Origin of the sequence: Pseudoalteromonas sp. SR44-2 (assembly GCF_014163745.1) — a bacterium.
Taxonomy (GTDB): Bacteria; Pseudomonadota; Gammaproteobacteria; order Enterobacterales; family Alteromonadaceae; genus Pseudoalteromonas; species Pseudoalteromonas distincta.
Map to the genome: position 1 here is coordinate 1 of NZ_JACJDW010000002.1, position 21,893 is coordinate 21,893.

Genomic DNA, 21,893 nt, shown 5'->3' on the forward strand with positions numbered 1-21,893 from the left:
TGAGTATGTTCGTTAATCATAATGTGCCCTCAAACAAGATTTGAAGATCTGATCATGACATTGAGATTTAGTTCAAAAAAATCCCCGCTAATTTCTTAGCAGGGATTTGTGTATAAGAGACAGCTAATTAGTGGGTTGTTTAATTATGACCATTAAAATGAGTACTTCGCTTAATGGGATAAAAATGTCACATTAAATGTATTTAAATCTTCATATGTAATACATGTTTGCTCATTAGTATTAAGCTCAACCACACCACAGTAAGAACCAGTTATAAACACTTGCCCTGCTTTTAAGTTAATTCCCTTTGCTGATAAGTAATTAACCGCCCAATAAAGAGGAAGCTGCGCAAGTTCTGCAGGGTGCACACCTGCCAAGTTTAACTCCAGCTCAGTTTGCTTAACGTTGATATTTACAGTACTTGCGTTATACGCTTTGGATTTATCTATTTGCGGGCCTAAATACACGCCTTGATTGGATAGGCCATCGGCCAGTTTTTCAATGTGAGTGCTTGGAGTGTCTTCATCAAACCTTTTTTGGATAAGCTCAAGTGCCAAGTGGGCGCTGGCAAATGCAGTATCTACGTCTTCATTTGTATAGGTTTTATTACTAGGTAAATCGCTTTGTAAAATAAATGCAATTTCTGGTTCTATCAGCGCTTTATTGTTTGTTGTATACAGTGGGCAATTTTCAGCTTGTTTTATAGGTGCATGTAAAAGAGGCGCTAATATAATTGAGCCATCATCTAAAGGCAGCATACACTTCCAGCCATATACAGTTTGCTCATTTAAATAAATCATCAACTTTTGTACTTCTATCGCATCGTCAGTCGAGTCTAGTACTAACTCTTTAGGAAAGTTTGAACGCGCTGGGTTTTCTTCTCTTTGTGCTAATAAGTGAGTAGCAATTAGTTTTAGCTGTATTGAGTTGTTCACATAAATCTCTTTAAAATACGTTACTGGTTAAGCAGTAAATAGGAAGGATTATATTATTAATATATTAGCTTAAGCATTAGAACATCATATTAAATGCCTATAATTAAAATTGTATTTAAAACAAAGCGTGGTAATTATTTAAGTATCAATAGATTTAAGCGAGCGTAAAAATAGCCCTAAGCCGCCAAATGCTAAAATTATAATAACGATCAAATCAAACGACGTCATAGTTCGCATACTAAATCGAACACTCGATATAACACCAAATATTAGTGCGGTTAACGAGCCAAGAGATAGCACCCAGCCTAAAATATTTTTAGAATTATAAAAAATCAGACCCACACCAAAAATAAACGGGATCATAACCATGCCGCCTGTAACGCCAAAGCCACCTAAAGCATTAACACTATAAATGCGAGAACTTAGTCCAAAATTAGAGGTCACCGAAATTGCGTTTAGCAGCATATAAAAGCCACCGCACATCATAATTAAACCAATAAAAAAATGCCCAATACCACCAGAGCTTCCACCCGCACCTTTCATTATTAATTATTCCTTTTATATTTTTAACTTAATAGTTTTAGATGGTAATTGCTCGAGTATTAACATTGACCGCAATCTGCATAATCAATCAGTGCACACGCGAAAATACTTATCGCGTAATTACATGCCAAATAACATAAAACCAAGACAAAAAACCGTGCAAAATTGCCCATAACACAGACTCATTAGCACTCCATGAAATAGCAATTGCTAGGGCCGTACCAAAAGAGACTCCATATTTTACTATCTCATTTCTTGAGTTTCTCATTAATTATATTCCTAGTTTTTAAATTATTAGCTGCTTGATTTGCTTACTAAAACTGACAGTTCTTTACCATCAATATTAATACTTGCTTCTTTACCTAGTTCAACAACTAAAGAGGGAGCCATGTGTTTTCCACCTAGTTTTAGGTCAGTTGCTAAACTAACAGTAAAATCATCAATTGGCGTTACTGTAAGAGCAAAACTATACGAATTATCAACTGAAACTGACGCCTCTTCGTTTGAATTGACTACTAAAATAGGTGAACCAATTAAGTTTTTATTATCATAAAATTTAGCATTCACTACAAAACTATCATTAGCTTGTGCAAATGAAGCAAAGCCTAACAACGCTACTATTGCGATTAATTTTTTCATTATTATCTCCATATAAATTATACAGTTTAAAGCTGTTAAGGCTTTATTGGCTGTGATTTTTTAGCTAGCAATTTACCCGCTAATGATTAAAAACTTATGTTTTAGCTCTGATGACATAACCAACGCCCAGCGAACTAATATAGAACAACACTCCAAATACACTAATATCAATGAGTAGCTTTAGAATGTCAAAAGTATCTGTAAACACAAGATACTCAAGAGAAAATAAGTGAAATATAACTTTTGATCCGAAATACGCAGCTAATAAAGGGATTACAAAAACAAGAATAGATTGATTAGATTTATTAATTTCCATACCATGTCTCCGTTATAAGTTTATTTAACTCAGCTCTAAAAATATAACACACTAAAAATATATAAATAGTTTGCTATTTTGAGTCTCTTATTCAGTACCACTCGAACTATTTACGGCTGACTAAAATGCCATGTTATATTTCTATAATTTACACCAGAGAACTTTAATGTAAACAACAAATTAAATAGGCTATTTATTAGAGTGGGTTGTGATACCAAAACGACTTTAATAAAGTTATAAACCACTTTTGATTACGACGCACTACGAATGCGAATTAACAAAAAAGAGTCCTAATAGGTTTCATTGATATTGGCGAAGTTGGGTATTTAGGCAGGTTGGGGTGTAAGAATAAAAGGTGATGTAGGTTAACAGCACCTATTTGAATATTTACTTTATGACATGTAATTTAGCTAAGTATTTTAATACGTACCATAAAAGGCACTATAAAAAGAATTTAACCAATTGATTTATATACATCAATACTACTATTGGTTAAAAGTCCAGTAACTTGCGTACCAAACGCTTTAAAGTGTGGCTCGTTTTTATGCGCTTCAAAGTGCTCATCAGACGCCCACTGTTCGCTAACAACGTAATCGGTATGTTCATCATCACTTTTTACCGATAGTTCATAACGTAAGCACCCTACTTCTTGGCGCGATGACTTTTGTAAGTTTTCAAGTGCTGTAAGCATCACATCTGCATCAATATTTTTGCACGACAGTGCAGCTATAACCGTTAACATGTGTATTCCTTTTAAAAAGTTAAGGTGTAGATAATCTACACCTTAAAATATTTAGTTTAACTTTGCGTTTGAGGTAAGTTTACTGATCCCACTGCGGCGCAAAGTCTGGTGTTGCTTGGCGGTCGCCACAATCTAGACCATCAATGCGGGCTATGTCTTCATCATCTAATTTAACGTGGTCGTTAAAGTTATCTTCTAAGTTTTTGCGCTTAGTTGATGATGGAATTGTCGTCATGCCGCTTGCGTTAACCCATGCTAAAACAACTTGTGCTGGACTTGCATCGTGCTTTTTAGCAATGTCGATAATGGTTTGATCTTTAAGTACTTTGCCTACTACAAATGGCATGTACGCTGTCACATGTATATCGTGCTGAGCACAAAATGCACGCAATTTAGTATTAGTTAAATATGGGTGAACCTCAACCTGATTGGTAAATATTTCACGCGAGTCAAGTGTTTGCATTGCTTCATTTAAGTTTGCAATGGTGAAGTTTGATACACCAATGTGCTTAGTTAAACCAAGCTGCTTCGCTTTTAGTAATTCAGTGAGGTATTCACTCATTGGCTCGTCGTTAGCAGGCGATGGCCAATGAATTAGCAGTAAGTCGACAGAATCAACTTGTAGCTTTTCAAGTGACTTTTTAACGCTTGGGATAAAGTCGCTTTTATTTAATTTGTTATTCCACACTTTGGTGGTTAAGAATATTTCACTGCGCGGAATATTACTATCTTTTATGGCTTGACCTACTTGCTCTTCGTTGCCATAAATTTGTGCGGTATCAATATGGCGAAACCCAACTTCGAGCGCCATTTTTACTGAGTTATAGGCAGTGTCGCCCTCTAAGCGGAATGTTCCCATACCTAGTTCTGGCATTTCTATTACACGTTTTGTCATGGTTTATCCTTATAAAATAATCGGTTAAAAATACAAACTTTTAAAAGTTTTACGAAATACACCTTTTACTTCTTATTACGACTGTCACTTAAAAATCTATGACCTCATAACAGGTATGAGGTCATTAATTTTAGTTTCAAGGTTAACAAAAGATACTTTATGCTTGCTGAATTTCACGTTTATCAAGCATACCGCTGTAGCGTGTAACACCAAGTGCTAAAACAGAGATAACGGCGCCTATCCATGCTGTATCTTGCAGGGTCATGTTCTCTACTACGCTACCACCAATAATTGAGCCAAGTGCAATACCAATATTAAACGCGGCTATGTTTAAACCTGATGCAACATCTACCGCATTGGGCGTGTGCTTTTGCGCTTGCTTTACTACATAAAGTTGCAAGCCTGGCACATTACCAAAAGCAAATGCGCCCCATACTAAAATAGTAAGTACAGCAGCAATTTTTGATTCCATCGTAAAGGTAAATATCAGTAAAATAATACTCAAAGCGCTAAATATAATGCTCAGTGCACTAATTGGGCCGCGTTTGTCGGCCAACTTTCCACCCCAAATATTACCTACCGCTACCGATACACCGTAAACAAGCATTATTAAGGCAATAGCCGAAGGCGCAAAACCTGTTTGTTGCTCTAAAATAGGTGCTAAATAAGTAAACGCTGTAAACGTGCCGCCATAGCCCAATATCGTCATTAAATATACGAGTAATAAACGCGGTTTTACGATTACTTGTAGTTGCTCTTTAAACGTCGCTGGTATTGATTGTTTTAAGTTTTTTGGTACTAAAATAGAGCTGCAGATTAATGCAATTAAACCTAATACCGACACAACTAAAAACGTTGCACGCCAACCAAAGTGTTGTCCAATCCATGTACCTAGTGGCACACCAGTTACGAGTGCTACAGTAAGCCCGGTAAACATAATGGCTATTGCACTGGCTTCTTTGTCTTTGCTTACTAGACTTGTGGCAATCATCGATCCGATTGAAAAAAACACACCATGGGCAAGCCCCGTTAAAATGCGCGCAAGTATTAATGTTTCGTAACTTGGCGCTTGCCATGCAAGTAAGTTACCTAAAACAAATAAGCCCATTAAGCTTATTAGTACCACTTTACGATTCCAACGACCCGTTAAAGCTGTTAGCACCGGCGCACCAATGGCAACGCCAACCGCATATAAACTTACAAGCAAACCTGCTGAAGGTAGGCTTACGCCTAAGTCGTTTGCAATGGTGGGTACTAATCCCACTATTACAAACTCAGTTGTTCCTATTGCAAATGCGCTTAAGGTAAGCGCCCACAAAGCCAATGGCATAGTTATATCCTCATTAATATTTGAAGAATGTAGTTTGGCTAAAATATCGTTTGCAAAAAATAGCATTAGTGACAAAATACTTTTGTTAATAATGCAAAGATGGTGTTGGTATACTTATGGCTGTTCATTCAAAAACTGAAGATTTAGAAACGTTTATAACGGTAGTAGATTGCGGAAGCTTTTCGGGGGCAGCTAATTTGCTCGATCAACAGGTGGCTAAAGTGTCGCGAGCTGTATCACGCCTTGAAAATACATTGCAATGCACTTTACTAAACAGAACAACACGCCGATTAGAACTTACCGAAGAGGGCCATACTTTTATAAAATATGCGCGCGAAGGATTAAATACGCTTTATACCGGTGAAGAAGCTATAAAGCTTTTAAAACAAGCGCCAAGTGGCAAGCTGCGAATAGATGCTGCAAGCCCTTTTGTATTGCACCAACTTACGCCTTTAATTGGCGAATTTGCCAAGCAATACCCTCACATAACGCTTGATATAACCTCGCACGACAGCATTATTGATTTACTTGAACATAAAACCGATTTAGCCATACGCATTGGTGATTTAAAAGACTCAAATTTACATGCTCGTAAACTCGGCAGCAGTCAGTTACGTATTGTAGCCAGCCCAGAATATATAAAAAACAACACAGCAATTACGCAAATAGATGACTTACAAAATCACAAGATAATTGGTTTTAGTGACTCCCCTAAATTAAACACTTGGCCGTTAGTAAAGCCCGCTTTATTTACGTTTTCGCTTAGCGCAAGCAGCGGCGAAACAGTGCGCCAACTATGTATTGCAAACCAAGGCGTTGCGCTACTTTCTCACTTTATGATTGGCAATGACCTAAAAACAGGTAAATTAGTTGAAGTGTTACCCAGTGCAGTTAGCTCACCTAATAACCGAGAGGTTGTACAAGCCGTGTATTATAAAAATAGTGCGGTATCGTCTCGCATTACAGCATTTTTAGATTTTATAAAACCCAGGCTTAGTTTATAAATTTTGGGCATTGATGTGCTTATCAAATATATCACATTATTTTTTGACGCTTTTGAATAATCAAAAAGTATAAATAATAAAAGTCGTAATTAAAGGTATTAATCAAAATGGATTCTTTAACGCAGGTAGCATTAGGTAGTGCTGTAGGTTATGCGGTATTAGGCAATAAAATAGGTCGAAAAGCCGTTTTATGGGGAGCAATTTTAGGCACACTCCCTGATTTAGATGTATTTTTGCCTTATGGTGGCTCTGTAGAAGCATTTACTTATCACCGTAGCTTTAGTCATTCGTTATTAATACATTTATTAATTAGCCCGCTCATTGTATGGCTAATATTAAAAATACACACCGGAATGAAAACTTATAAAGTGCGCTGGTTTTGGCTAGTATTTTTAAGTTTATCTACACATGCCATATTAGACAGCCTAACGGTATACGGTACACAATTACTTTGGCCTTTTACTGAGTACCCCTTTGCGGTTTCTAGTGTGTTTATTATTGACCCCGCTTACACGCTTCCTTTATTAATTGGCGTAATATGTACGCTAATACCCAAAATACAAGCAGCAACGGCTTATCGTATAAATGCAGCGGCCTTAGTTTTAAGTAGCTTATATTTATTTTGCGCTTTAATTTTAAAAGTAAATATTGATGAGAAGGTAAAAACTGCACTCAACAACAGGCAAATACCAGTAAATGCGTATATTAGTACGCCTGCCCCGCTAACCACTTTGCTGTGGCGTATTGTTGTGATGTCTGACGGACAATACTACGAAGGTTATGCATCAGTATTTGACGCGCCCAGCGATGTTACATTAACGCCTTATCAAACAACGCCTTCATTGTTAAATAATATTAGCGATGAATGGGCTATAAAACGCTTGCAGTGGTTTACTAAAGGGTTTTATTCGGTGCGCCAACAGCAAAGCAGTATTGTACTTTCTGATTTACGTATGGGGATGGAGTGCAACTATGTGTTTAATTTTGTAGTGGGTCAAAAAAATAATTCAGAGGTGAGCATTGGTAACTTTGAAAAAATAAGTCAAAGACCAAACTTAAGCAATCTTCATAAAATATGGGACAGGATTTGGCAACCAAATGTGTCTTTAGCATCACCCTCTGCAAAAAATGACTGTAATAGCGAATAACGTCATATTATAAGATTCGTACTAGCATGAGGAAGTGAAGTTCAGGCAGCAATTAAACTAAATAGCTCACTAAAGTGATTGCTGCTTTTTTTGCTGATACATGGCAACATCAGCATCTTGAATCATATCCTCAACCGATTTACCTGTATCGTATTTAAAGTGTGTTACCCCTACACTGTAATCAATTTTGTATGGCTTATTTAAGGTATTATTGGTATGCGCAATTGCATCCGCAAACCTTTGTAAAACAAACTCAGCTTTTGTTTCATCTAAATCACTTAGCATTACTACAAACTCATCTCCGCCAAGTCTGCCTATTACTTCACAATCACAAAATGAACTAAGCATAATTTGCGCAAATTTATTCAATACAAAATCGCCTTCGTGGTGTCCATAAACATCATTAATTTGTTTAAATTTATTAAGATCAAACAATATAAACGACATTGATACTTTGTTTCGCCTACATACATTTAGCGTATGCTCAGCAAGGTTCAAAAAGCCACGCCGGTTAGAGATTCTTGTTAACTCGTCAATTGTGGCTAGTTGAATTGATTGAATCTCTTGCTCAACCAACGTGCCTAAATCTCTTAGTAATTGTTTTTCTTCATCATTAAGGTGTCTAGGTTTATTATCAGCAAGGCATAAAGTGCCTATAATAACCCCTTGCCTTAATTTTAAAGGAAAGCCGGCATAAAAGCGTACTTTAGGATCGCCTGCAACAAAAGGGTTATCAAAAAACCTTTTATCTTGGGCTGTATCTGGGATTATTAAGAGCTCGTCTTGATTTATGGTATGGCCACAAAATGAGGTTTCGCGAGGAAGCTCAGGCGCATCAAGCCCCTGCCTAGATTTAAACCATTGGCGGTCTTCGTCAATTAAAGTAACCAATGAAATAGAAACATTAAACATACGCTTGGCAATACGAGTAACACGATCAAAGCGCTCTTCATGCGACGTATCTAGAATTTTTAATGTTTTTAACGCATGTAATCGCTCTGCTTCGTTACTTGGGATATCAGGTTTAATCATTAAAGCTCAATTAATTTTAAGTGTTTTATGAATTACGAAATGGGAGCGAATATTTTCGAGTATATAACCCATAAACTTATTTAAATTATAAACAGTCTGTCTATTAAAACTAGAACATTACCTTAAAATAGCAATAAATACTTATGAATATCAGTAAGTCGTACTTAAATAAAGATAAGATTAAATCCGCAAAAAATTATGATGAAAACAGGTGGGAGTAGTGGTTGATACAACATTACTACTTTCTAGTTAAAAAGTAGTAGTGGCTATTTAGTTTTATTTAAATAACCACTGGATTTGGCATCCTTACAAAAATAAACACTTTAATTTTGGTGCTCATATTGTCCACGGTAAACTTCAAATACTTTTAAAACAGTATGTTGCTCTTTAGTTAGGTTATCAAACCAAGTATCAAACAGCTCATCATCTTCTTGCTCACTAAGTGCCATATACCTTGCTAGTAACTCTACAATATCATTGTGGTTGCAGGTTAACGGATTTACTTGTTGCGCCAAGGTACTGTGGTCGCGCTCTCTTAGGGTTTCCATCACCCCTTGGTCAATTTGTTCTTGTTGTTGTGTTGCGTCACTCATACATAACCTCTGTAATAACTTTATAACCGTATTTGTTAACGTTTTAACTCTTAAATATAGTTATAACAGCCTAAACGCCAATAGCCAGCATTTTTAATTCAAGTGCTTATTTTTTGATTTGTTTGCACAAATAGCCAGCAATTACGCCCCTTTTGGGAAGCATTTAAATAATTTGCAATGAGAGAATAAATACGTTAAATTAAAATGATATATTATCACATATCATTTATTGAGGCGTATTATGAAACTAAATATTCATCCTGATTACCAAGTGGTTGCTTTTCACGATACTGCCGCCGATTCTTACTTTATTATTGGCTCAACCATTAAATCAGGCCGCACAGTAGAAATAGACGGTAATACTTATCCATATGTACCTATTGACGTATCAAGTGACTCACACCCATTTTATACAGGCAAGCAAAAAACTGTTGCTACAGATGGCCGTGTTGCGCAGTTTAACCGTCGTTTTAAAAGTTTATCGACTGTTAAAAAGGAAAAGGTATGAAAGTATTAAGCTCTCTAAAAAGCGCCAAACAACGCCCGGGCTGTCAAATTGTAAAACGCAAAGGTCGTGTATTTGTAATTTGTAAAAACAACCCACGCTTTAAAGCAGTACAAGGAATGAAAAAGAAATAAGTTAAGCCGTGGAGCACTATACAAAATTAGGTAGCCTGTTAAAGCTACCTAATTTAGGGAGGATTATTTTACCACTACTGAAAACTCTGGCACTGCCTGAATTACTTTTTTTACCGTACAGGTATTAACGGCTGCAATAAGCGCCTTTTTATATTTATCAGGAAAACCGTCTGGTAGGTTAATCTCAATTGAAAATAACTTTTTACCGTTATCATCTACATTTTCATTATTTTGAGTAAGCGTCATACCTTGCGTTGAAATATCACGCTGCTCACAAAATTTACGTGCATAAAAACCTGCACATAAAGCCATACTTACTAAAAAGTAATCAAACGGTTCTGGATGCTCTGCGTTGCCACCAGCGTTTACACTTTGATCGCTGATTACTTCTAGGTCGCCAAATTTAGCGCTTTGCTTTTGGCCTTCTAACATTGAAACTGAAATTTCCATTGTGTTTCCTTATATTTATTACTGCAGATACTTTTAACGCAATTAGCTTAAAAGTAGCGACTAAAGATACATATAGTTTAGGTTTATGAACCGAACAGTAATTCAAAGAACCCTGGAGGCTCATGTAGCTCATGATATTTTTTACGTAAATTATCTATATTTTTTAACGGTTCTTTTGCTGCACTTAGACCCTGCTCATTCGCTGCTTTTTTTGCAAGCTCAGCTTGGGCAATTACTTTATCAAGACCCTGCAATGACTGCTCAGGTTTTTTGTAAAACTTACCTGTTTTACTTACTTTTACTAGCTTTATAAATTCATCAATCGCAGTATTAAATTCACTAAGTTGAGTTGCCTGTACGGCTTGTTTATACGCAAGGCCCGTATTTTTCATATTTATTTCAAGATCGACTGGTTCCTCGGCTAAAACCAATGAGCTAAATAATAACGTAATAGCTAAATAAAAATACTTCATGAAAAACCCTATAATAAAAGAAGGCTAATTGTATCAATTATGCTCATAAAAGTAACTCAACAGATATAGTGAACCGTTAAGTGCTGTAAAGGGGCTTTACAGTAAGTAACTACAACGTTTAGACAATAAAAAAGCCTGCATTTGCAGACTTTTATAATGAGTTAAAGCTTATTTAATATTACTCAGCCACACGCTTTGGTATGGTTCTAGCTCTATTGTTAATTGGCTTTCTTCAATCGTTTTATCTGCCACCAAATCAAACCACTTTTGGGTGTTAATTAAGTTTAAGTCGGCCAATGTGAGTGTTTGTGGTTTATCGCTAATGTTATAAACACAAAATATGCTTTGGCGTCTGTCTATACTTTGTCGCCAAAAACCAAATAATCCCCCTGCTAAATGCAGCGTAAACTGTGTAGCATTTGGGTGGAAGGCACTTTGCTTTTTCCGTACTGCCAATAAACTTTTTATGCCGTTAAACACTTTATGATGATGACTGTACTTTTCACCAATTGCCGCCAGTAGCTTTGACTCTTGCCAACGATGGCGGTTAATAGCACGGTTATGCTGTGAATTTTCAAAGCGTTCGTAATCGTTAGTTGTACCCAACAAACTATGAATATAAAGCCCTGGGATACCTTCAAGCGCAAACATAATTGCGTGAGCACACATAAATCGCTCAAGGCCAAACTTATCTGGGCCATTGTGCGTCCCTTGGAGAGCATCAAATAAAGCAATGTTTAGCTCGTACGGTGTATGCGTGCCATCGTTACTGGTGCGCATTGATACACGACCACCAAATTGCATAGTGGTACTTACCAGTGACGCTACTTCGCTGGGTTGCAATAAACCTTCAATTGGTCTGAGCCCTATTCCATCGTGCGAGGCTATAAAATTAAAGTATGCCGTACCATTTTGCGCAGGTGGCATACTCATCATCCAATGTTTAAGTGCTGCACTATCACCACTTAATAATGTATGTAGCAATAACGGTGGTAAGGCAAAGTTATAAATACTGTGCGCTTCGTTGGCATTACCAAAATAAGATAAGTTTTCTTGGTTTGGAATATTGGTTTCGGTAATTATAACTACGCTAGGCTCTGCGTGCTCAATTAGTGTTCGCATTAGCCTTACGGCTTCGTGTGTCTGCGGCAAATTAATGCAACTTGTATTAAGCTGTTTCCACAAAAACGCGACCGCATCGAGTCTAAATAAACGTACGCCATTGTCTAAATAATGGCGAATTATTCCCACAAACTCTTTAAGTACCTCGGGGTTTGCAAAATCAAAATCAACCTGATCGTGACTAAACGTACACCACACATGTTTTTCGCCGCTTGGCGTAGTTACAGTATTTAATAACGATGACGTACGCGGGCGAACAACTTGGCTTAAATCATCCGTTAAGCTCGCCGTTTTGAAATAGTCTTTACCCGGGTGTAAATCATTTAAAAAGTTCTCAAACCATACGCTTCTGCTTGAGCAATGGTTAATAACCAAATCCGCCATTAGCTTTACATCTTTAGCGATATTTTGAATATCTCCCCAATCACCTAACGACTCGTTCACTTGCACGTAGTTCATTACTGCAAAGCCTTCGTCTGAGCTGTACGGGTAAAATGGCAATATATGCAGCGCATTTAGCTGCATATCACATTGCTCTTTTATAAACCTGTGTAGTGTTTTAAGCGGTGCCTCCATTGGGCTCGATACGGCAAATTCGCTATCATCGTGTTTAATAATAGAGTCGCCATAAGCAATCAATACTATATCTTGTTCATCCCATCGGTTTGTATGGGGTGTCGGGTCGCGCAGTGCATTGCTACCTAATATAATTTTAATGAGTTGCTGAGCAAGCTCAGTAACCGATAAAGGCAGCTCAACACCCTCATAAATAATATGAAGATGTTGCTCTACTCGTTGTAAAAATAATTCGCTAACTGTGCTCACATGCGCCCCTAATATTTATTGTTTAGACTTATAGGCTAGTTAACCTGCACGCAGGTTAACTATATTCTTCGTTATCTAGCTCTACGGCTTCTTTTAAGCGCTCAAGTACGTCTGGCATTGCTGATACAACACGGTTCCAACTTGGCACAAATGGCGCTTCCATTGGGTTTTCTAAAAAGTGTTGCCCTGCTTCCATAATATTTTGTGCAAACATTTCCACTGCTTTTTCTTCTTGGTGTACATCAAGCGTTAACCCGTTCATTAGCGCGTCGTTATGATACGTTTCTATAAAATCTAGACCAATACGGTAATAAGTTGCTTTTAATGAACGGATTGTTTCGCTGGTAAAAGTAACACCTTGAGTCGCCAGCTTTCTAAACAATGCCTTAGTAATATCAATCGACATTTTAGACAAACCTGCACTTTGATCATCAAGTGAAAGTTCTTGGTGTTTATGATCGTAATTATCGGCAATATCTACTTGGCACAAGCGGTTATGCGAATAGTTACGATACATTTCACTCAGTACACCTATTTCAAGGCCCCAATCACTTGGGATACGAATATCGTTTAATACATCGCGTCTAAACGAAAACTCCCCTGCTAATGGGTATCTAAACGAATCCATATATTCAAGGTAGTCTGTATTGCCTAAAATTGTTTTAAACGAGCGAAGTAATGGCGTTACTAATAAGCGCGATACACGGCCATTAATTTTTCCATTAGCAGTACGCGGGTAAAACCCTTTACAAAATTCATAGTTAAAACGCGGATGCGCAACGGGGTAAATTAAGCGAGCAAGTAGGCTTCTGTCGTAGGTTAAAATATCGCAATCATGCAGCGCGATAGACTCTACTTCTGCTGTTGCTAATTTATAGCCCATGCAGTACCACACATTACGCCCTTTACCCAGCTCACGTGGTGCAACACCTAGCTCTTGTAATTCTTTATCAAGTGCTTGTAAGCGTGGGCCGTCGTTCCATAATACTTTATGGTTTTGGTTTAGCTCTTTAAAAAAGCCAAGTGCATGGCGGTATTGTGCTTCGTCGGCTCTATCTAAACCTATGGTAATTTGCGATAAATACGGTACTTCGCGTAATTCACTTACTATATTTTGCAGTGCAGGGCCTTCGAGTTCACTAAATAACGAAGGAAGTATTAATCCCATTGGGCGCTGCTTGCTAAAAGTAAGTAGCTCTTTTTCTAGATCTTCTATTGGTCTGTCGGCAATATTATGTAATGTTGTAATAATGCCATTTTGATAAAAATCAGCCATGAGATGTTTGCTCCTCAGAAATACTTAAAATACTGCTAATGCACGGCAACGATGTTATTTCTTCAATCCAGCCCAGCGGTGCTGGTGATTGAGAGTATCGTGCTTTATTGTGCGACAATTTAACCGGCTTTTTACTCGCCGGATTGGCAATAATAATGGCGATATTTGCGTGTTCTAACATTTGCTTATCGTTATCGCTATCACCCAGTGCTATAACCGTGAGAGGCTTTCTGAAATGATGGGTAAACTGTTTAACTAACCACTGCTGTGCAGCGCTTTTATCGGTATTTTTGGCAATATGAATGAAGCGTCCGCCAATTTTTATATCGTAGCCGAGTGCTTCAACATCGTTTACAAAGGCTGTGAGTAATTCGTCATTGCCATACCAATAAAGAGGGTCTGAATAATCGCGAGTTTGTGCGCGTCTTGCTTGTGCATCGTTTAGCCCGGTAAGCTCTGATATTTGCTCACTCGATAAGTCACTAAACAATTTGTAATGCGCTTTATAATCCGCCTTTAAAGTATTTAAATCATTTAATAAACTCGATAACGGCTTTGCCATTGCGTAGCACCAATAAGCGCCTACTTTTTTACAACCAATTGGCTTTAATTCAAAATAGTCTTCTGGAATAAATACCGCTGCACCGTTTTCGACAATAAAAGGCTGTTGAATATTTAAATCGTTTTTAAGCTCTATAACTTCGCAAAAAGTTTTGCTGGTATTAAACACCACAGGAATATGCGAATTTTGCAACTGCTGTAATAACTCACTGATATTATTTGTATTGTAATCGGCGTGATTGAGTAATGTACCGTCCAAATCTGTAAAAATAATAGGTTGAAGGGTGTCATCACTCGTTAGGTGCATACCGCTAATATCGCGGTTGCTATCAAGTTCAATTAAAGCGTTTGCTTTAGCGCTCAGTGTGTTTAAGTTCTCACGCGTAATGCGCTCAAAATGAGAAATAAAATACACCAATTGCTCGTTAGTCATGGTGCCTGAGCCTTCACCTTTTTTGGCTATTAGCTTTTGTTCTTGCTCTTGTCGCCATGTAAAAACATCACTAAAACTCGGTGCTTTTAGCATAACTGTATAATCAATTAGGTTAAAAACGGCTTTATATTCATTTGCCAAACAGCTATTTACACAGCGGCGCCAAACGCCTTCTTTATCAAATTGTTGCTCTAACTCGTTAAGCGGCTCACTCAATGAAAACAACGGTTGTGGCTCACTGCCCACGCACCACCCTTCTAAAATAACAATATCAACTGGCTTTTCGTTTGTTAGCCAATCTCTTGTTGGCACGCAGTCGTCTTCGTGTTTATTAAAACGTGGAAGCGGTACGTTTACCTCTCCTGCCAGTAAGTTAGTTATTGTGCTATTCATTAACGCTACGTCGTGAGTACCCGGTACTCCGCGAGTAGTAAAAAGAGGATGTACGTCTTTGGCAAGCTCAGTACGTGCTTGTTTTGCTAAATAAAAGTCATCAATTGACAATGCTACACTGTTAAGTGGTGTGTTTTTAGAAAACCACGTAACTAAGAAATCTGCGAGTGTTGTTTTTCCTGAGCCCTGGCATCCATTTATGGCAACAAAAATAGGAGTATTTGTTTTTTTAGATTCGAGGATGTCATGCGCAAGTGGAACAAAATATTGCTCACTCAAATATTGATACTTTAAAGGCAGTTGGTGTTTTGCTAAAAACGGGGTTATATCCACAATATTGGCCTCTGACATAGTAACTCCTTTGCATACAATGCGTTCTGGAAATTAAATGCAGGTAATAGACCATTATTATTTTTATATATTTATTAGTAGGTTAAAAAAATAGCGCATTAAAAATGCGCTATTTTGGTGCAATATTTTTAACTTACGTGCACTATTAACTCTCTTGAGGCTGCGCCTTAGGTAATACAAGGTTGAGCACAATGCCTAAAATAGCGCATAAACTTACGCCCTCTAAACTAAATTGGCTACCACCTATATGCATACCGCCAATACCGCACACCAAAATAAGTGCAACAATACTTAAGTTACGTGGTGCTGTTAAATCATCGCCCGACTTAACTAATGTATTTAAACCCACTACAGCAATAGAGCCAAAAAGTAGAATCATAATGCCGCCCATTACAGGTACAGGTATAGTCTGTAAGCCAGATCCCATTTTAGCAACAAAGGCTAAAATAATGGCGATAATGGCTGTCCACATCATTACTTTAGGATTGAAGTTTTTGGTAAGCATAACTGCTCCCGTTACCTCTGAGTAAGTTGTGTTAGGCGGGCCGCCAAATAATGATGCAGCAGACGTCGCAAGGCCATCACCAAACAAAGTACGGTGAAGCCCAGGCTTTTTCAAAAAGTCTTTATTGGTTACTTGGCTTATAGCCATCATATCGCCAATATGCTCAATTGCAGGTGCTATTGCTACAGGCACCATAAACAAAATAGCCTGCCATTTAAACTCAGGCCATGTGAAGTTTGGTACAGCAAACCACTGTGCGTTAGTTACTGCGTCAAATTGCACAACGCCCATACCAAGCGATAAACAATAACCCGCAACAACCCCTGCCAGAATAGGTATAAGCTTAAATACGCCTTTTCCCCACACTGCAAAAATAAGCGTAACCACTAACGAGAACAACGAAATATAAATAGCGCTGTTGTAATCAATAATTTGAATACTGCCGTCGCCACTTTTACCCATCGCCATATTTACAGCAACAGGTGCAAGCGCTAAACCAATAACCATAATTACAGGGCCTACAACCACAGGCGGTAAAATTTTATGAAGCGTTGCAACGCCCTTAAATTTTACTAATAAACTTAAAAGCATATAAGCAAAGCCCGCTACCATTAAGCCGCCCATAGTGGCTGGCACGCCCCACATTTGCACAGCGGCAATAATGGGTGCAATAAAAGCAAACGATGAAGCTAAAAATATAGGCACTTGGCCTTTAGTCACTACCTGAAACAGCAAAGTACCAATGCCAGCGGTAAAAAGCGCAACATTAGGATCCAAGCCCGTTAAAAGTGGCACTAATACCAGCGCACCAAATGCTACAAACAGCATTTGCGCGCCCGTTAAAATAGTTTTTATTGAAAAGGTGTCATTATTTTGCACTTAAAGACTCCTAAACAGTACCGAATATTTTGTCGCCCGCATCGCCTAAACCAGGGATAATATAGCCCTTTTCGTTTAAGTGGCTATCTACAGAGGCTGTAAATATTTCTACGTCGGGATGTGCTGTAAGTGTTTTTTCCACACCTTCTGGTGCAGCTACTAATACAATTACTTTGATTTCTTTACAGCCTGCTTTTTTAAGCATATCGATTGTAGCAATCATTGAGCCACCTGTTGCAAGCATAGGGTCAATAACTAAGCTTAAGCGCTCATCAATATTACCAACGAGCTTTTCAAAATATGGTACTGGTTCTAGTGTTTCTTCGTTACGTTCAAGACCAACCACACTTACTTTAGCCGCCGGTAATAACTGCATAACACCGTCCATCATGCCAAGACCTGCGCGTAAAATAGGCACTACGGTAATTTTTTTACCTTTAATATGCTCTACTTTTAACTTATTGCCATCCCAGCCTGTAATTTCGTTATCTTCTAACTGTAGGTTTTTAGTTGCTTCGTAAGTTAATAAGGTTCCAACTTCAGAACATAATTCACGAAAGCTTTTAGTACTAATACCATGCGCTCGCATTAGGCCTAGTTTATGTTGAACAAGAGGGTGTGAAATAACGTGAATTGCCATGATATAAACCTACTGATACAAGAATTTGCAGTATTTTATATTAAAAAAGGTCATTTGACCTGTAGTTTTAAAGAGATTTTCATACATCGTGCCAAAATGTATTGTTTTGCTTGATATTTATGCAAGCAATCAACCCGTTGTGTTTATTAAATGTTACTCGCTAACCAGCTGTTTACTTGCTGTTGCATATAACTATTTATTTTTTGGTGCTCGGGGCTCCAGCCAGCTAAAAATCGATAAAAGTCAGCCCATGCAGCAGGCCATAAAGCGAGCCAATCGTCAGCTATTTTACCTGCTGGTGCTGTAGGATGATAAGTTGTAATAGCAGCCTTTAAATTATCAAAATAATACGCAAGATACTCATCAGCGCACTCGTGTAATTGTGCATCACTTAAGCAACTGGTCATAAAATACATTACATCAATTATCCCAGAACCTGCACCTATATACTGAAAATCATAACCGAGTATTTCATCGCGCTCATTTGCTGCAAAGTTAGCAAGTTTTGCATCGCCATGAATCAGCGTTTTATACGCACAACTTTGTAGCTGCTCATCTATTTTATGTGCAGCATTTTTAATATCGGACTTTTCATTTTCGCTTGTTTTTAATTTATTAAACTCATCTGGTCGCGTGCTTAAATGCCAATAATTGCCTTGCTGCCATAACCCATTAGCGGGTTCACTTAAGTTAAACGCATGAAAGTGCGCAAGCCACTTTAATATAGCTTTAACATGTTGTGGCCCTGCTTGAGTAAACCCATGTTTGGTGAAATCCTTAAACACCAGCGCGTATTCATCGTCTTTATTAATTGCGCTTATACATTCAATACTTTGCGCATGTTTTGGTAAGTGCTGGCTATAAAGCTTATAAAAAGTGTATTCAACACTATAGGAATGCTGCTTTCTTTTAAGTGCAACTTCACTTTGTTTAATTTTAGGATGCTTTATATAGCTGGGTACTTTAATCGCTTTAATAACACATGGCTCATCATCAAGCTGGCACTGCACAATATTGCCACACCCACTCCAAAGGGATGTAAGCGTATCGCCAATTTCAATGTGTTTAAAGTGAGGTTGTAATAAAGGAATGTAAAATGCCATAGCTATATTAAGTAATTAAGTTTTTTGTAGTTTAACATTAGTGGACGTTTTTAATAAAACTACGGCATAAAAAAGCCCCACTTGGTTTTATACAAGTTTGTATATAAATAGTGGCCAAAATCACTATGCCACAACACTTTGATTTTGAAATTAACTGGATAAAACCATGTCTTCCTAGGTTGAGTATATTTAGGCATTTTAGCCTCTTCAAAGTGATGAGGAGGTGTCCACTAAAACGGGTGAGGAGCAATGTCCTGCTTGAATGGTTTGTTATGTAACCTTTATACCACTTTCCTCAAAAAACTTTTCTAATTTACTTTTATTAATGTTTGATAGAAAAGCAAAAGATCTAAAGGTAATACCGACTTTAGATTTAAAGTCTATTAGGTGACCCAGCGGGCCAAGATTATAGGAGCGTATTTCTTGAAGTGAATCAAGTGCAATGTCATCTTTAAAAAAGCCATAACCGTAAAAGTACAACCTATTTTGATGAATTTGAAAAACAGGCTTACTTAAAGCTCTAATAGACCAAACCCAAAGGATAAAACCGACACCAAATAAAATAATCAAAGTAAAATCTAAACGATAGTTAAGCAAGCTAAGTAATAATTCATCATCGCTCCTATTACGAGCCTCTAAGAAATAAACACCTAAAAAGGTTCCTATCGGAACTCCAGGTATTACCCAGATGTACATTAAGAATGCTTTCCACATTGGCTAATGTTCTGTGGACGAGTTTCTCCAGAATTTCACGATTCTTCCTTGGTTACATAACTTTTAAATAAGGGGCGCAGGCATGTGGGCTAAAATCCGAACGAAGTGAGCAGCCCACATGTTTGTGTCCCAGCCCGCGCAGCGGGCGAACTTAATTTTTTTGTTATACGTTTGATTGAACAAAAAACTGCCTCATGCCAGTGCTATAGAACACATAGTACGCCCAAACAGCTATTATTGCCCCACCTATTACAACCCCAGTTAAAGAATAAAAAGACATGAAGGCAATAATAGATGCCCAGTATAAAAAAGTACCAACACGGCCAGCCCAGTGTTTATTCACTGAAGCAAAGCAAATTGCAATGATTAGTATGCTAAATAACAGAAAGCCGGGCGCCATACCTGTTAACCAAAATTCTTGATAAGTAAGGCTGCGCCCATTCAACGAATACTCTCCGTTTGGCCAAGGCCAGAAAGCAAAAAGCACCATCAGTGAATATGTAATTGAGTTGAGCATATGCTGAAACCGGAATAACTTTGGCATCCCTTTCGTTTCTTTGAATACTCTCATGAATTTATTAAAAATCATCCTTGATGCCTGTTCGACGTATAACGATTCGAATATGCGGCGCGCGCTGTTTGCGCGTCGCGCCATAATTTGTTTGTTATATGCAAATTACTCAACAGCCTCAGTAGTATTGTTTTGATTAATGTCATTTTTTAACACTAGAATGGCAATATAAATTAAACCGAGTGGCGGAATAAATGCTAATAGCACGCCTATAAATGTAGCTATTTTAGGTGTGCTAGTTTTACGTTTAGCCAAATAATAACTAAGGACGCCGATAACGATCCCAGAGATAAATATTATCTCTCCTAATAGTGTTGCATTGATATTCATACGCGATTCTCCTTTTGCATATAGACATAATGACTCCCACACGGTGTTAGCCTCCGCTTTTCGTGGGTTAGCTTAATTCAAAGCCAGAGCCATAATTAGTTTGTCAATTAACTAAACAGCAGAGGCTAACATGAATAAACATAGCATACTTTTTATCGGTCTTGATACACATAAAGAATTCAATGAAGTCGCCTATATTGAAGAACATAGAGGTGCGAAACCAGTTCATCTTGGCCGAGTTTCGTCTTCCAAAGTGGCCGTTCAAAAGCTTGTTCGTCAGTTTGAATCCAAATACCCTGGCGCAACACTCCATTTTGTTTATGAAGCTGGCCCATGTGGTTATTGGATTTACAGATTAATTACCAGCCTCGGCCATTGCTGTTATGTGGTTGCACCCTCTCTTATTCCCAAAAAGCCAGGTGAGAAGATTAAAACCGATAAACGTGATGCCCTTAAGCTCGCTAAATTACTTAAATCTGAAGATTTAACACCTATTTATGTTCCCGAGCCTGAAGATGAAGCCGTACGTGATTTATCTCGCGCACGCGAAGTGGCAATGAAGGATTTAAAAGATGCTAAATATCAATTAAAGGCACTGCTGCTTCGCAATAATATTAATTACAGAGGCACTGCAAATTGGTCACAAAAACATTTACGTTGGCTCACTGAGCTTGTGTTGCCACATCCCGCGCAGCACATCGTCTTACAAGAGTTTTTACACACAATTAATGAACGAATAAGCCGACTTGAACGGCTAGACAATGAACTAACACACCATGTTCACCAGTGGCGTTATTATCCTGTAGTAAAAGCAATACAAGCTATGCGTGGCGTTCGTTTGTTGGTCGCCACTGGCGTTGTTGCTGAGCTTGGCGATTTATCGCGCTTCGACCACCCCCGCAAATTAATGAGTTATCTTGGTCTTGTACCTAGTGAGCACTCGAGTGGTGGCAAACGCCATATTGGCGCCATCACAAAATGCGGAAACGGCCGAGCGAGGCGCCTTCTCGTTGAAGGCGCACACACTTATCGGTATGCGGCAAATATATCGACAGATATGCAAAAACGACAAGAAGGTTTACCAAAGGACATTATTGATATTGCGTGGAAAGCACAACTTAGGCTCTGCAAGCGCTATAAAAAAATGATAGCCAAAGGGAAACATTACAACCTGGTTGTCACCGCCATTGCTCGAGAAATGATTGCATACATATGGGCAATTGCAAAAGAAGTGGTGCTAACGCCAGTAAATACAAAACTTAGATTGGCAAGAGTACCTGCATGATAAACGAATTAGAGTTAATGCATAGGATCAAGCATCGGGAGTGGCACAATCACCGACGGCGTTAGGATGGCAATGTAGCTAACGCTTCATTGAACCACGAACATAGACTGAAGACAGGTGCCACGACGAAATAAGTAAGGTCTGCTCTGTTACTAGAAATAGTAAT

Annotated in this window: 25 protein-coding genes; 5 read left to right on the forward strand and 20 right to left on the reverse strand. The window is 38.1% G+C overall.

The features are described 5' to 3' along the window. Positions 1 to 170: 170 nt before the first annotated feature. From H5115_RS01275 to H5115_RS01305, 7 genes are all read right to left on the reverse strand, one after another. Positions 171 to 935, reverse strand: a complete 765-nt coding sequence (locus tag H5115_RS01275; protein WP_182753222.1) for a 2-keto-4-pentenoate hydratase — start codon at positions 933 to 935, stop codon at positions 171 to 173. Between the two features lie 138 nt (positions 936 to 1,073). Continuing rightward, positions 1,074 to 1,478 (reverse strand): hypothetical protein, encoded by a 405-nt coding sequence (locus tag H5115_RS01280; protein ID WP_002958658.1) that lies wholly within the window; start codon positions 1,476 to 1,478, stop codon positions 1,074 to 1,076. 294 nt (positions 1,479 to 1,772) lie between these two features. Further along, positions 1,773 to 2,117 carry a hypothetical protein gene (locus H5115_RS01285; protein ID WP_182671180.1) on the reverse strand — a complete coding sequence of 115 codons (345 nt, stop codon included), beginning with the start codon at positions 2,115 to 2,117 and terminating at the stop codon, positions 1,773 to 1,775. 94 nt (positions 2,118 to 2,211) lie between these two features. After that, the gene (locus H5115_RS01290) at positions 2,212 to 2,433 is read right to left on the reverse strand and encodes a hypothetical protein (RefSeq protein ID WP_182753224.1); all 222 of its coding nucleotides are present in this window, start codon (positions 2,431 to 2,433) and stop codon (positions 2,212 to 2,214) included. Between the two features lie 454 nt (positions 2,434 to 2,887). Further along, entirely contained in the window at positions 2,888 to 3,175 is a 288-nt protein-coding gene (locus tag H5115_RS01295) for a putative quinol monooxygenase (RefSeq protein WP_002958660.1), read from the reverse strand. A 79-nt stretch (positions 3,176 to 3,254) separates the two neighbouring features. After that, complete coding sequence (gene dkgB / locus H5115_RS01300) at positions 3,255 to 4,070, reverse strand: 2,5-didehydrogluconate reductase DkgB (protein WP_024605501.1); 816 nt, start codon at positions 4,068 to 4,070, stop codon at positions 3,255 to 3,257. Positions 4,071 to 4,227: 157 nt separating this feature from the next. Next, positions 4,228 to 5,400: an MFS transporter gene (locus H5115_RS01305; RefSeq protein ID WP_182753449.1), complete on the reverse strand. Its 1,173-nt coding sequence runs from the start codon at positions 5,398 to 5,400 to the stop codon at positions 4,228 to 4,230. Positions 5,401 to 5,516: 116 nt separating this feature from the next. Between H5115_RS01305 and H5115_RS01310 the strand changes: the two genes are divergently transcribed. After that, positions 5,517 to 6,404 carry a LysR family transcriptional regulator gene (locus H5115_RS01310; protein WP_182671178.1) on the forward strand — a complete coding sequence of 296 codons (888 nt, stop codon included), beginning with the start codon at positions 5,517 to 5,519 and terminating at the stop codon, positions 6,402 to 6,404. A gap of 107 nt (positions 6,405 to 6,511) precedes the next feature. After that, entirely contained in the window at positions 6,512 to 7,552 is a 1,041-nt protein-coding gene (locus tag H5115_RS01315; protein ID WP_182671177.1) for a metal-dependent hydrolase, read from the forward strand. 69 nt (positions 7,553 to 7,621) lie between these two features. Here H5115_RS01315 and H5115_RS01320 read toward each other — a convergent pair whose 3' ends face one another. Together H5115_RS01320 and H5115_RS01325 are read right to left on the reverse strand one after the other, a co-directional pair. Next, a complete protein-coding gene (locus H5115_RS01320; RefSeq protein ID WP_182753226.1) occupies positions 7,622 to 8,584 on the reverse strand; it encodes a sensor domain-containing diguanylate cyclase in 963 nt (320 codons plus the stop codon). A gap of 323 nt (positions 8,585 to 8,907) precedes the next feature. Continuing rightward, entirely contained in the window at positions 8,908 to 9,177 is a 270-nt protein-coding gene (locus H5115_RS01325) for a hypothetical protein (protein WP_039487544.1), read from the reverse strand. 241 nt (positions 9,178 to 9,418) lie between these two features. Here H5115_RS01325 and H5115_RS01330 point away from each other — a divergent pair, with 241 nt between their 5' ends. Together H5115_RS01330 and ykgO are read left to right on the forward strand one after the other, a co-directional pair. After that, complete coding sequence (locus tag H5115_RS01330; RefSeq protein WP_182753228.1) at positions 9,419 to 9,685, forward strand: type B 50S ribosomal protein L31; 267 nt, start codon at positions 9,419 to 9,421, stop codon at positions 9,683 to 9,685. Beyond that, a complete protein-coding gene (gene ykgO / locus H5115_RS01335; protein ID WP_002958669.1) occupies positions 9,682 to 9,816 on the forward strand; it encodes a type B 50S ribosomal protein L36 in 135 nt (44 codons plus the stop codon). The genes H5115_RS01330 and ykgO overlap by 4 nt, the downstream gene beginning before the upstream one ends. 63 nt (positions 9,817 to 9,879) lie before the next feature. Here the strand turns inward: ykgO and H5115_RS01340 are convergent, their stop codons facing one another. From H5115_RS01340 to H5115_RS01390, 11 genes are all read right to left on the reverse strand, one after another. Then, positions 9,880 to 10,266 (reverse strand): OsmC family protein, encoded by a 387-nt coding sequence (locus tag H5115_RS01340; RefSeq protein WP_182753230.1) that lies wholly within the window; start codon positions 10,264 to 10,266, stop codon positions 9,880 to 9,882. An 83-nt stretch (positions 10,267 to 10,349) separates the two neighbouring features. Then, complete coding sequence (locus H5115_RS01345) at positions 10,350 to 10,739, reverse strand: cytochrome b562 (RefSeq protein WP_002958671.1); 390 nt, start codon at positions 10,737 to 10,739, stop codon at positions 10,350 to 10,352. Between the two features lie 168 nt (positions 10,740 to 10,907). Continuing rightward, positions 10,908 to 12,686 carry a sugar phosphorylase gene (locus tag H5115_RS01350; protein WP_182671172.1) on the reverse strand — a complete coding sequence of 593 codons (1,779 nt, stop codon included), beginning with the start codon at positions 12,684 to 12,686 and terminating at the stop codon, positions 10,908 to 10,910. A 55-nt stretch (positions 12,687 to 12,741) separates the two neighbouring features. Then, complete coding sequence (locus H5115_RS01355) at positions 12,742 to 13,962, reverse strand: glycosyl transferase (RefSeq protein WP_002958673.1); 1,221 nt, start codon at positions 13,960 to 13,962, stop codon at positions 12,742 to 12,744. Beyond that, positions 13,955 to 15,700 carry an HAD-IIB family hydrolase gene (locus H5115_RS01360; protein ID WP_182753232.1) on the reverse strand — a complete coding sequence of 582 codons (1,746 nt, stop codon included), beginning with the start codon at positions 15,698 to 15,700 and terminating at the stop codon, positions 13,955 to 13,957. Before H5115_RS01360 ends, H5115_RS01355 begins: the two co-directional genes overlap by 8 nt. Before the next feature lie 145 nt (positions 15,701 to 15,845). Continuing rightward, the gene (locus H5115_RS01365) at positions 15,846 to 17,084 is read right to left on the reverse strand and encodes a uracil-xanthine permease family protein (RefSeq protein ID WP_149593033.1); all 1,239 of its coding nucleotides are present in this window, start codon (positions 17,082 to 17,084) and stop codon (positions 15,846 to 15,848) included. A gap of 10 nt (positions 17,085 to 17,094) precedes the next feature. Beyond that, positions 17,095 to 17,724, reverse strand: coding sequence for a uracil phosphoribosyltransferase (gene upp / locus H5115_RS01370; RefSeq protein ID WP_002958676.1), 630 nt, complete (start codon positions 17,722 to 17,724; stop codon positions 17,095 to 17,097). A 146-nt stretch (positions 17,725 to 17,870) separates the two neighbouring features. Then, entirely contained in the window at positions 17,871 to 18,827 is a 957-nt protein-coding gene (locus tag H5115_RS01375) for a phosphotransferase (protein ID WP_182753234.1), read from the reverse strand. Positions 18,828 to 19,097: 270 nt separating this feature from the next. Further along, positions 19,098 to 19,523, reverse strand: coding sequence for a hypothetical protein (locus H5115_RS01380; protein ID WP_032827236.1), 426 nt, complete (start codon positions 19,521 to 19,523; stop codon positions 19,098 to 19,100). Positions 19,524 to 19,704: 181 nt separating this feature from the next. Continuing rightward, complete coding sequence (locus H5115_RS01385) at positions 19,705 to 20,130, reverse strand: hypothetical protein (RefSeq protein WP_024591716.1); 426 nt, start codon at positions 20,128 to 20,130, stop codon at positions 19,705 to 19,707. 87 nt (positions 20,131 to 20,217) lie between these two features. After that, entirely contained in the window at positions 20,218 to 20,442 is a 225-nt protein-coding gene (locus H5115_RS01390; RefSeq protein WP_024591715.1) for a hypothetical protein, read from the reverse strand. A gap of 130 nt (positions 20,443 to 20,572) precedes the next feature. Between H5115_RS01390 and H5115_RS01395 the strand changes: the two genes are divergently transcribed. Next, positions 20,573 to 21,727: an IS110 family transposase gene (locus H5115_RS01395; RefSeq protein WP_033040661.1), complete on the forward strand. Its 1,155-nt coding sequence runs from the start codon at positions 20,573 to 20,575 to the stop codon at positions 21,725 to 21,727. The last annotated feature ends 166 nt before the right edge of the window (positions 21,728 to 21,893 follow it).

What these genes read in the sequence shown, in the direction of transcription:
- H5115_RS01315 (WP_182671177.1), top strand. Translation starts at nt 6,512, where the DNA reads ATGGATTCTTTAACGCAGGTAGCATTAGGTAGTGCTGTAGGTTATGCG.
- H5115_RS01360 (WP_182753232.1), bottom strand. Translation starts at nt 15,700, where the DNA reads ATGTCAGAGGCCAATATTGTGGATATAACCCCGTTTTTAGCAAAACAC.
- H5115_RS01325 (WP_039487544.1), bottom strand. Translation starts at nt 9,177, where the DNA reads ATGAGTGACGCAACACAACAACAAGAACAAATTGACCAAGGGGTGATG.
- H5115_RS01285 (WP_182671180.1), bottom strand. Translation starts at nt 2,117, where the DNA reads ATGAAAAAATTAATCGCAATAGTAGCGTTGTTAGGCTTTGCTTCATTT.
- dkgB (WP_024605501.1), bottom strand. Translation starts at nt 4,070, where the DNA reads ATGACAAAACGTGTAATAGAAATGCCAGAACTAGGTATGGGAACATTC.
- H5115_RS01340 (WP_182753230.1), bottom strand. Translation starts at nt 10,266, where the DNA reads ATGGAAATTTCAGTTTCAATGTTAGAAGGCCAAAAGCAAAGCGCTAAA.
- upp (WP_002958676.1), bottom strand. Translation starts at nt 17,724, where the DNA reads ATGGCAATTCACGTTATTTCACACCCTCTTGTTCAACATAAACTAGGC.
- H5115_RS01390 (WP_024591715.1), bottom strand. Translation starts at nt 20,442, where the DNA reads ATGAATATCAATGCAACACTATTAGGAGAGATAATATTTATCTCTGGG.
- H5115_RS01330 (WP_182753228.1), top strand. Translation starts at nt 9,419, where the DNA reads ATGAAACTAAATATTCATCCTGATTACCAAGTGGTTGCTTTTCACGAT.
- H5115_RS01380 (WP_032827236.1), bottom strand. Translation starts at nt 19,523, where the DNA reads ATGTACATCTGGGTAATACCTGGAGTTCCGATAGGAACCTTTTTAGGT.
- H5115_RS01305 (WP_182753449.1), bottom strand. Translation starts at nt 5,400, where the DNA reads ATGCCATTGGCTTTGTGGGCGCTTACCTTAAGCGCATTTGCAATAGGA.
- H5115_RS01385 (WP_024591716.1), bottom strand. Translation starts at nt 20,130, where the DNA reads ATGATTTTTAATAAATTCATGAGAGTATTCAAAGAAACGAAAGGGATG.
- H5115_RS01280 (WP_002958658.1), bottom strand. Translation starts at nt 1,478, where the DNA reads ATGAAAGGTGCGGGTGGAAGCTCTGGTGGTATTGGGCATTTTTTTATT.
- H5115_RS01345 (WP_002958671.1), bottom strand. Translation starts at nt 10,739, where the DNA reads ATGAAGTATTTTTATTTAGCTATTACGTTATTATTTAGCTCATTGGTT.
- ykgO (WP_002958669.1), top strand. Translation starts at nt 9,682, where the DNA reads ATGAAAGTATTAAGCTCTCTAAAAAGCGCCAAACAACGCCCGGGCTGT.
- H5115_RS01310 (WP_182671178.1), top strand. Translation starts at nt 5,517, where the DNA reads ATGGCTGTTCATTCAAAAACTGAAGATTTAGAAACGTTTATAACGGTA.
- H5115_RS01320 (WP_182753226.1), bottom strand. Translation starts at nt 8,584, where the DNA reads ATGATTAAACCTGATATCCCAAGTAACGAAGCAGAGCGATTACATGCG.
- H5115_RS01375 (WP_182753234.1), bottom strand. Translation starts at nt 18,827, where the DNA reads ATGGCATTTTACATTCCTTTATTACAACCTCACTTTAAACACATTGAA.
- H5115_RS01290 (WP_182753224.1), bottom strand. Translation starts at nt 2,433, where the DNA reads ATGGAAATTAATAAATCTAATCAATCTATTCTTGTTTTTGTAATCCCT.
- H5115_RS01355 (WP_002958673.1), bottom strand. Translation starts at nt 13,962, where the DNA reads ATGGCTGATTTTTATCAAAATGGCATTATTACAACATTACATAATATT.
- H5115_RS01295 (WP_002958660.1), bottom strand. Translation starts at nt 3,175, where the DNA reads ATGTTAACGGTTATAGCTGCACTGTCGTGCAAAAATATTGATGCAGAT.
- H5115_RS01395 (WP_033040661.1), top strand. Translation starts at nt 20,573, where the DNA reads ATGAATAAACATAGCATACTTTTTATCGGTCTTGATACACATAAAGAA.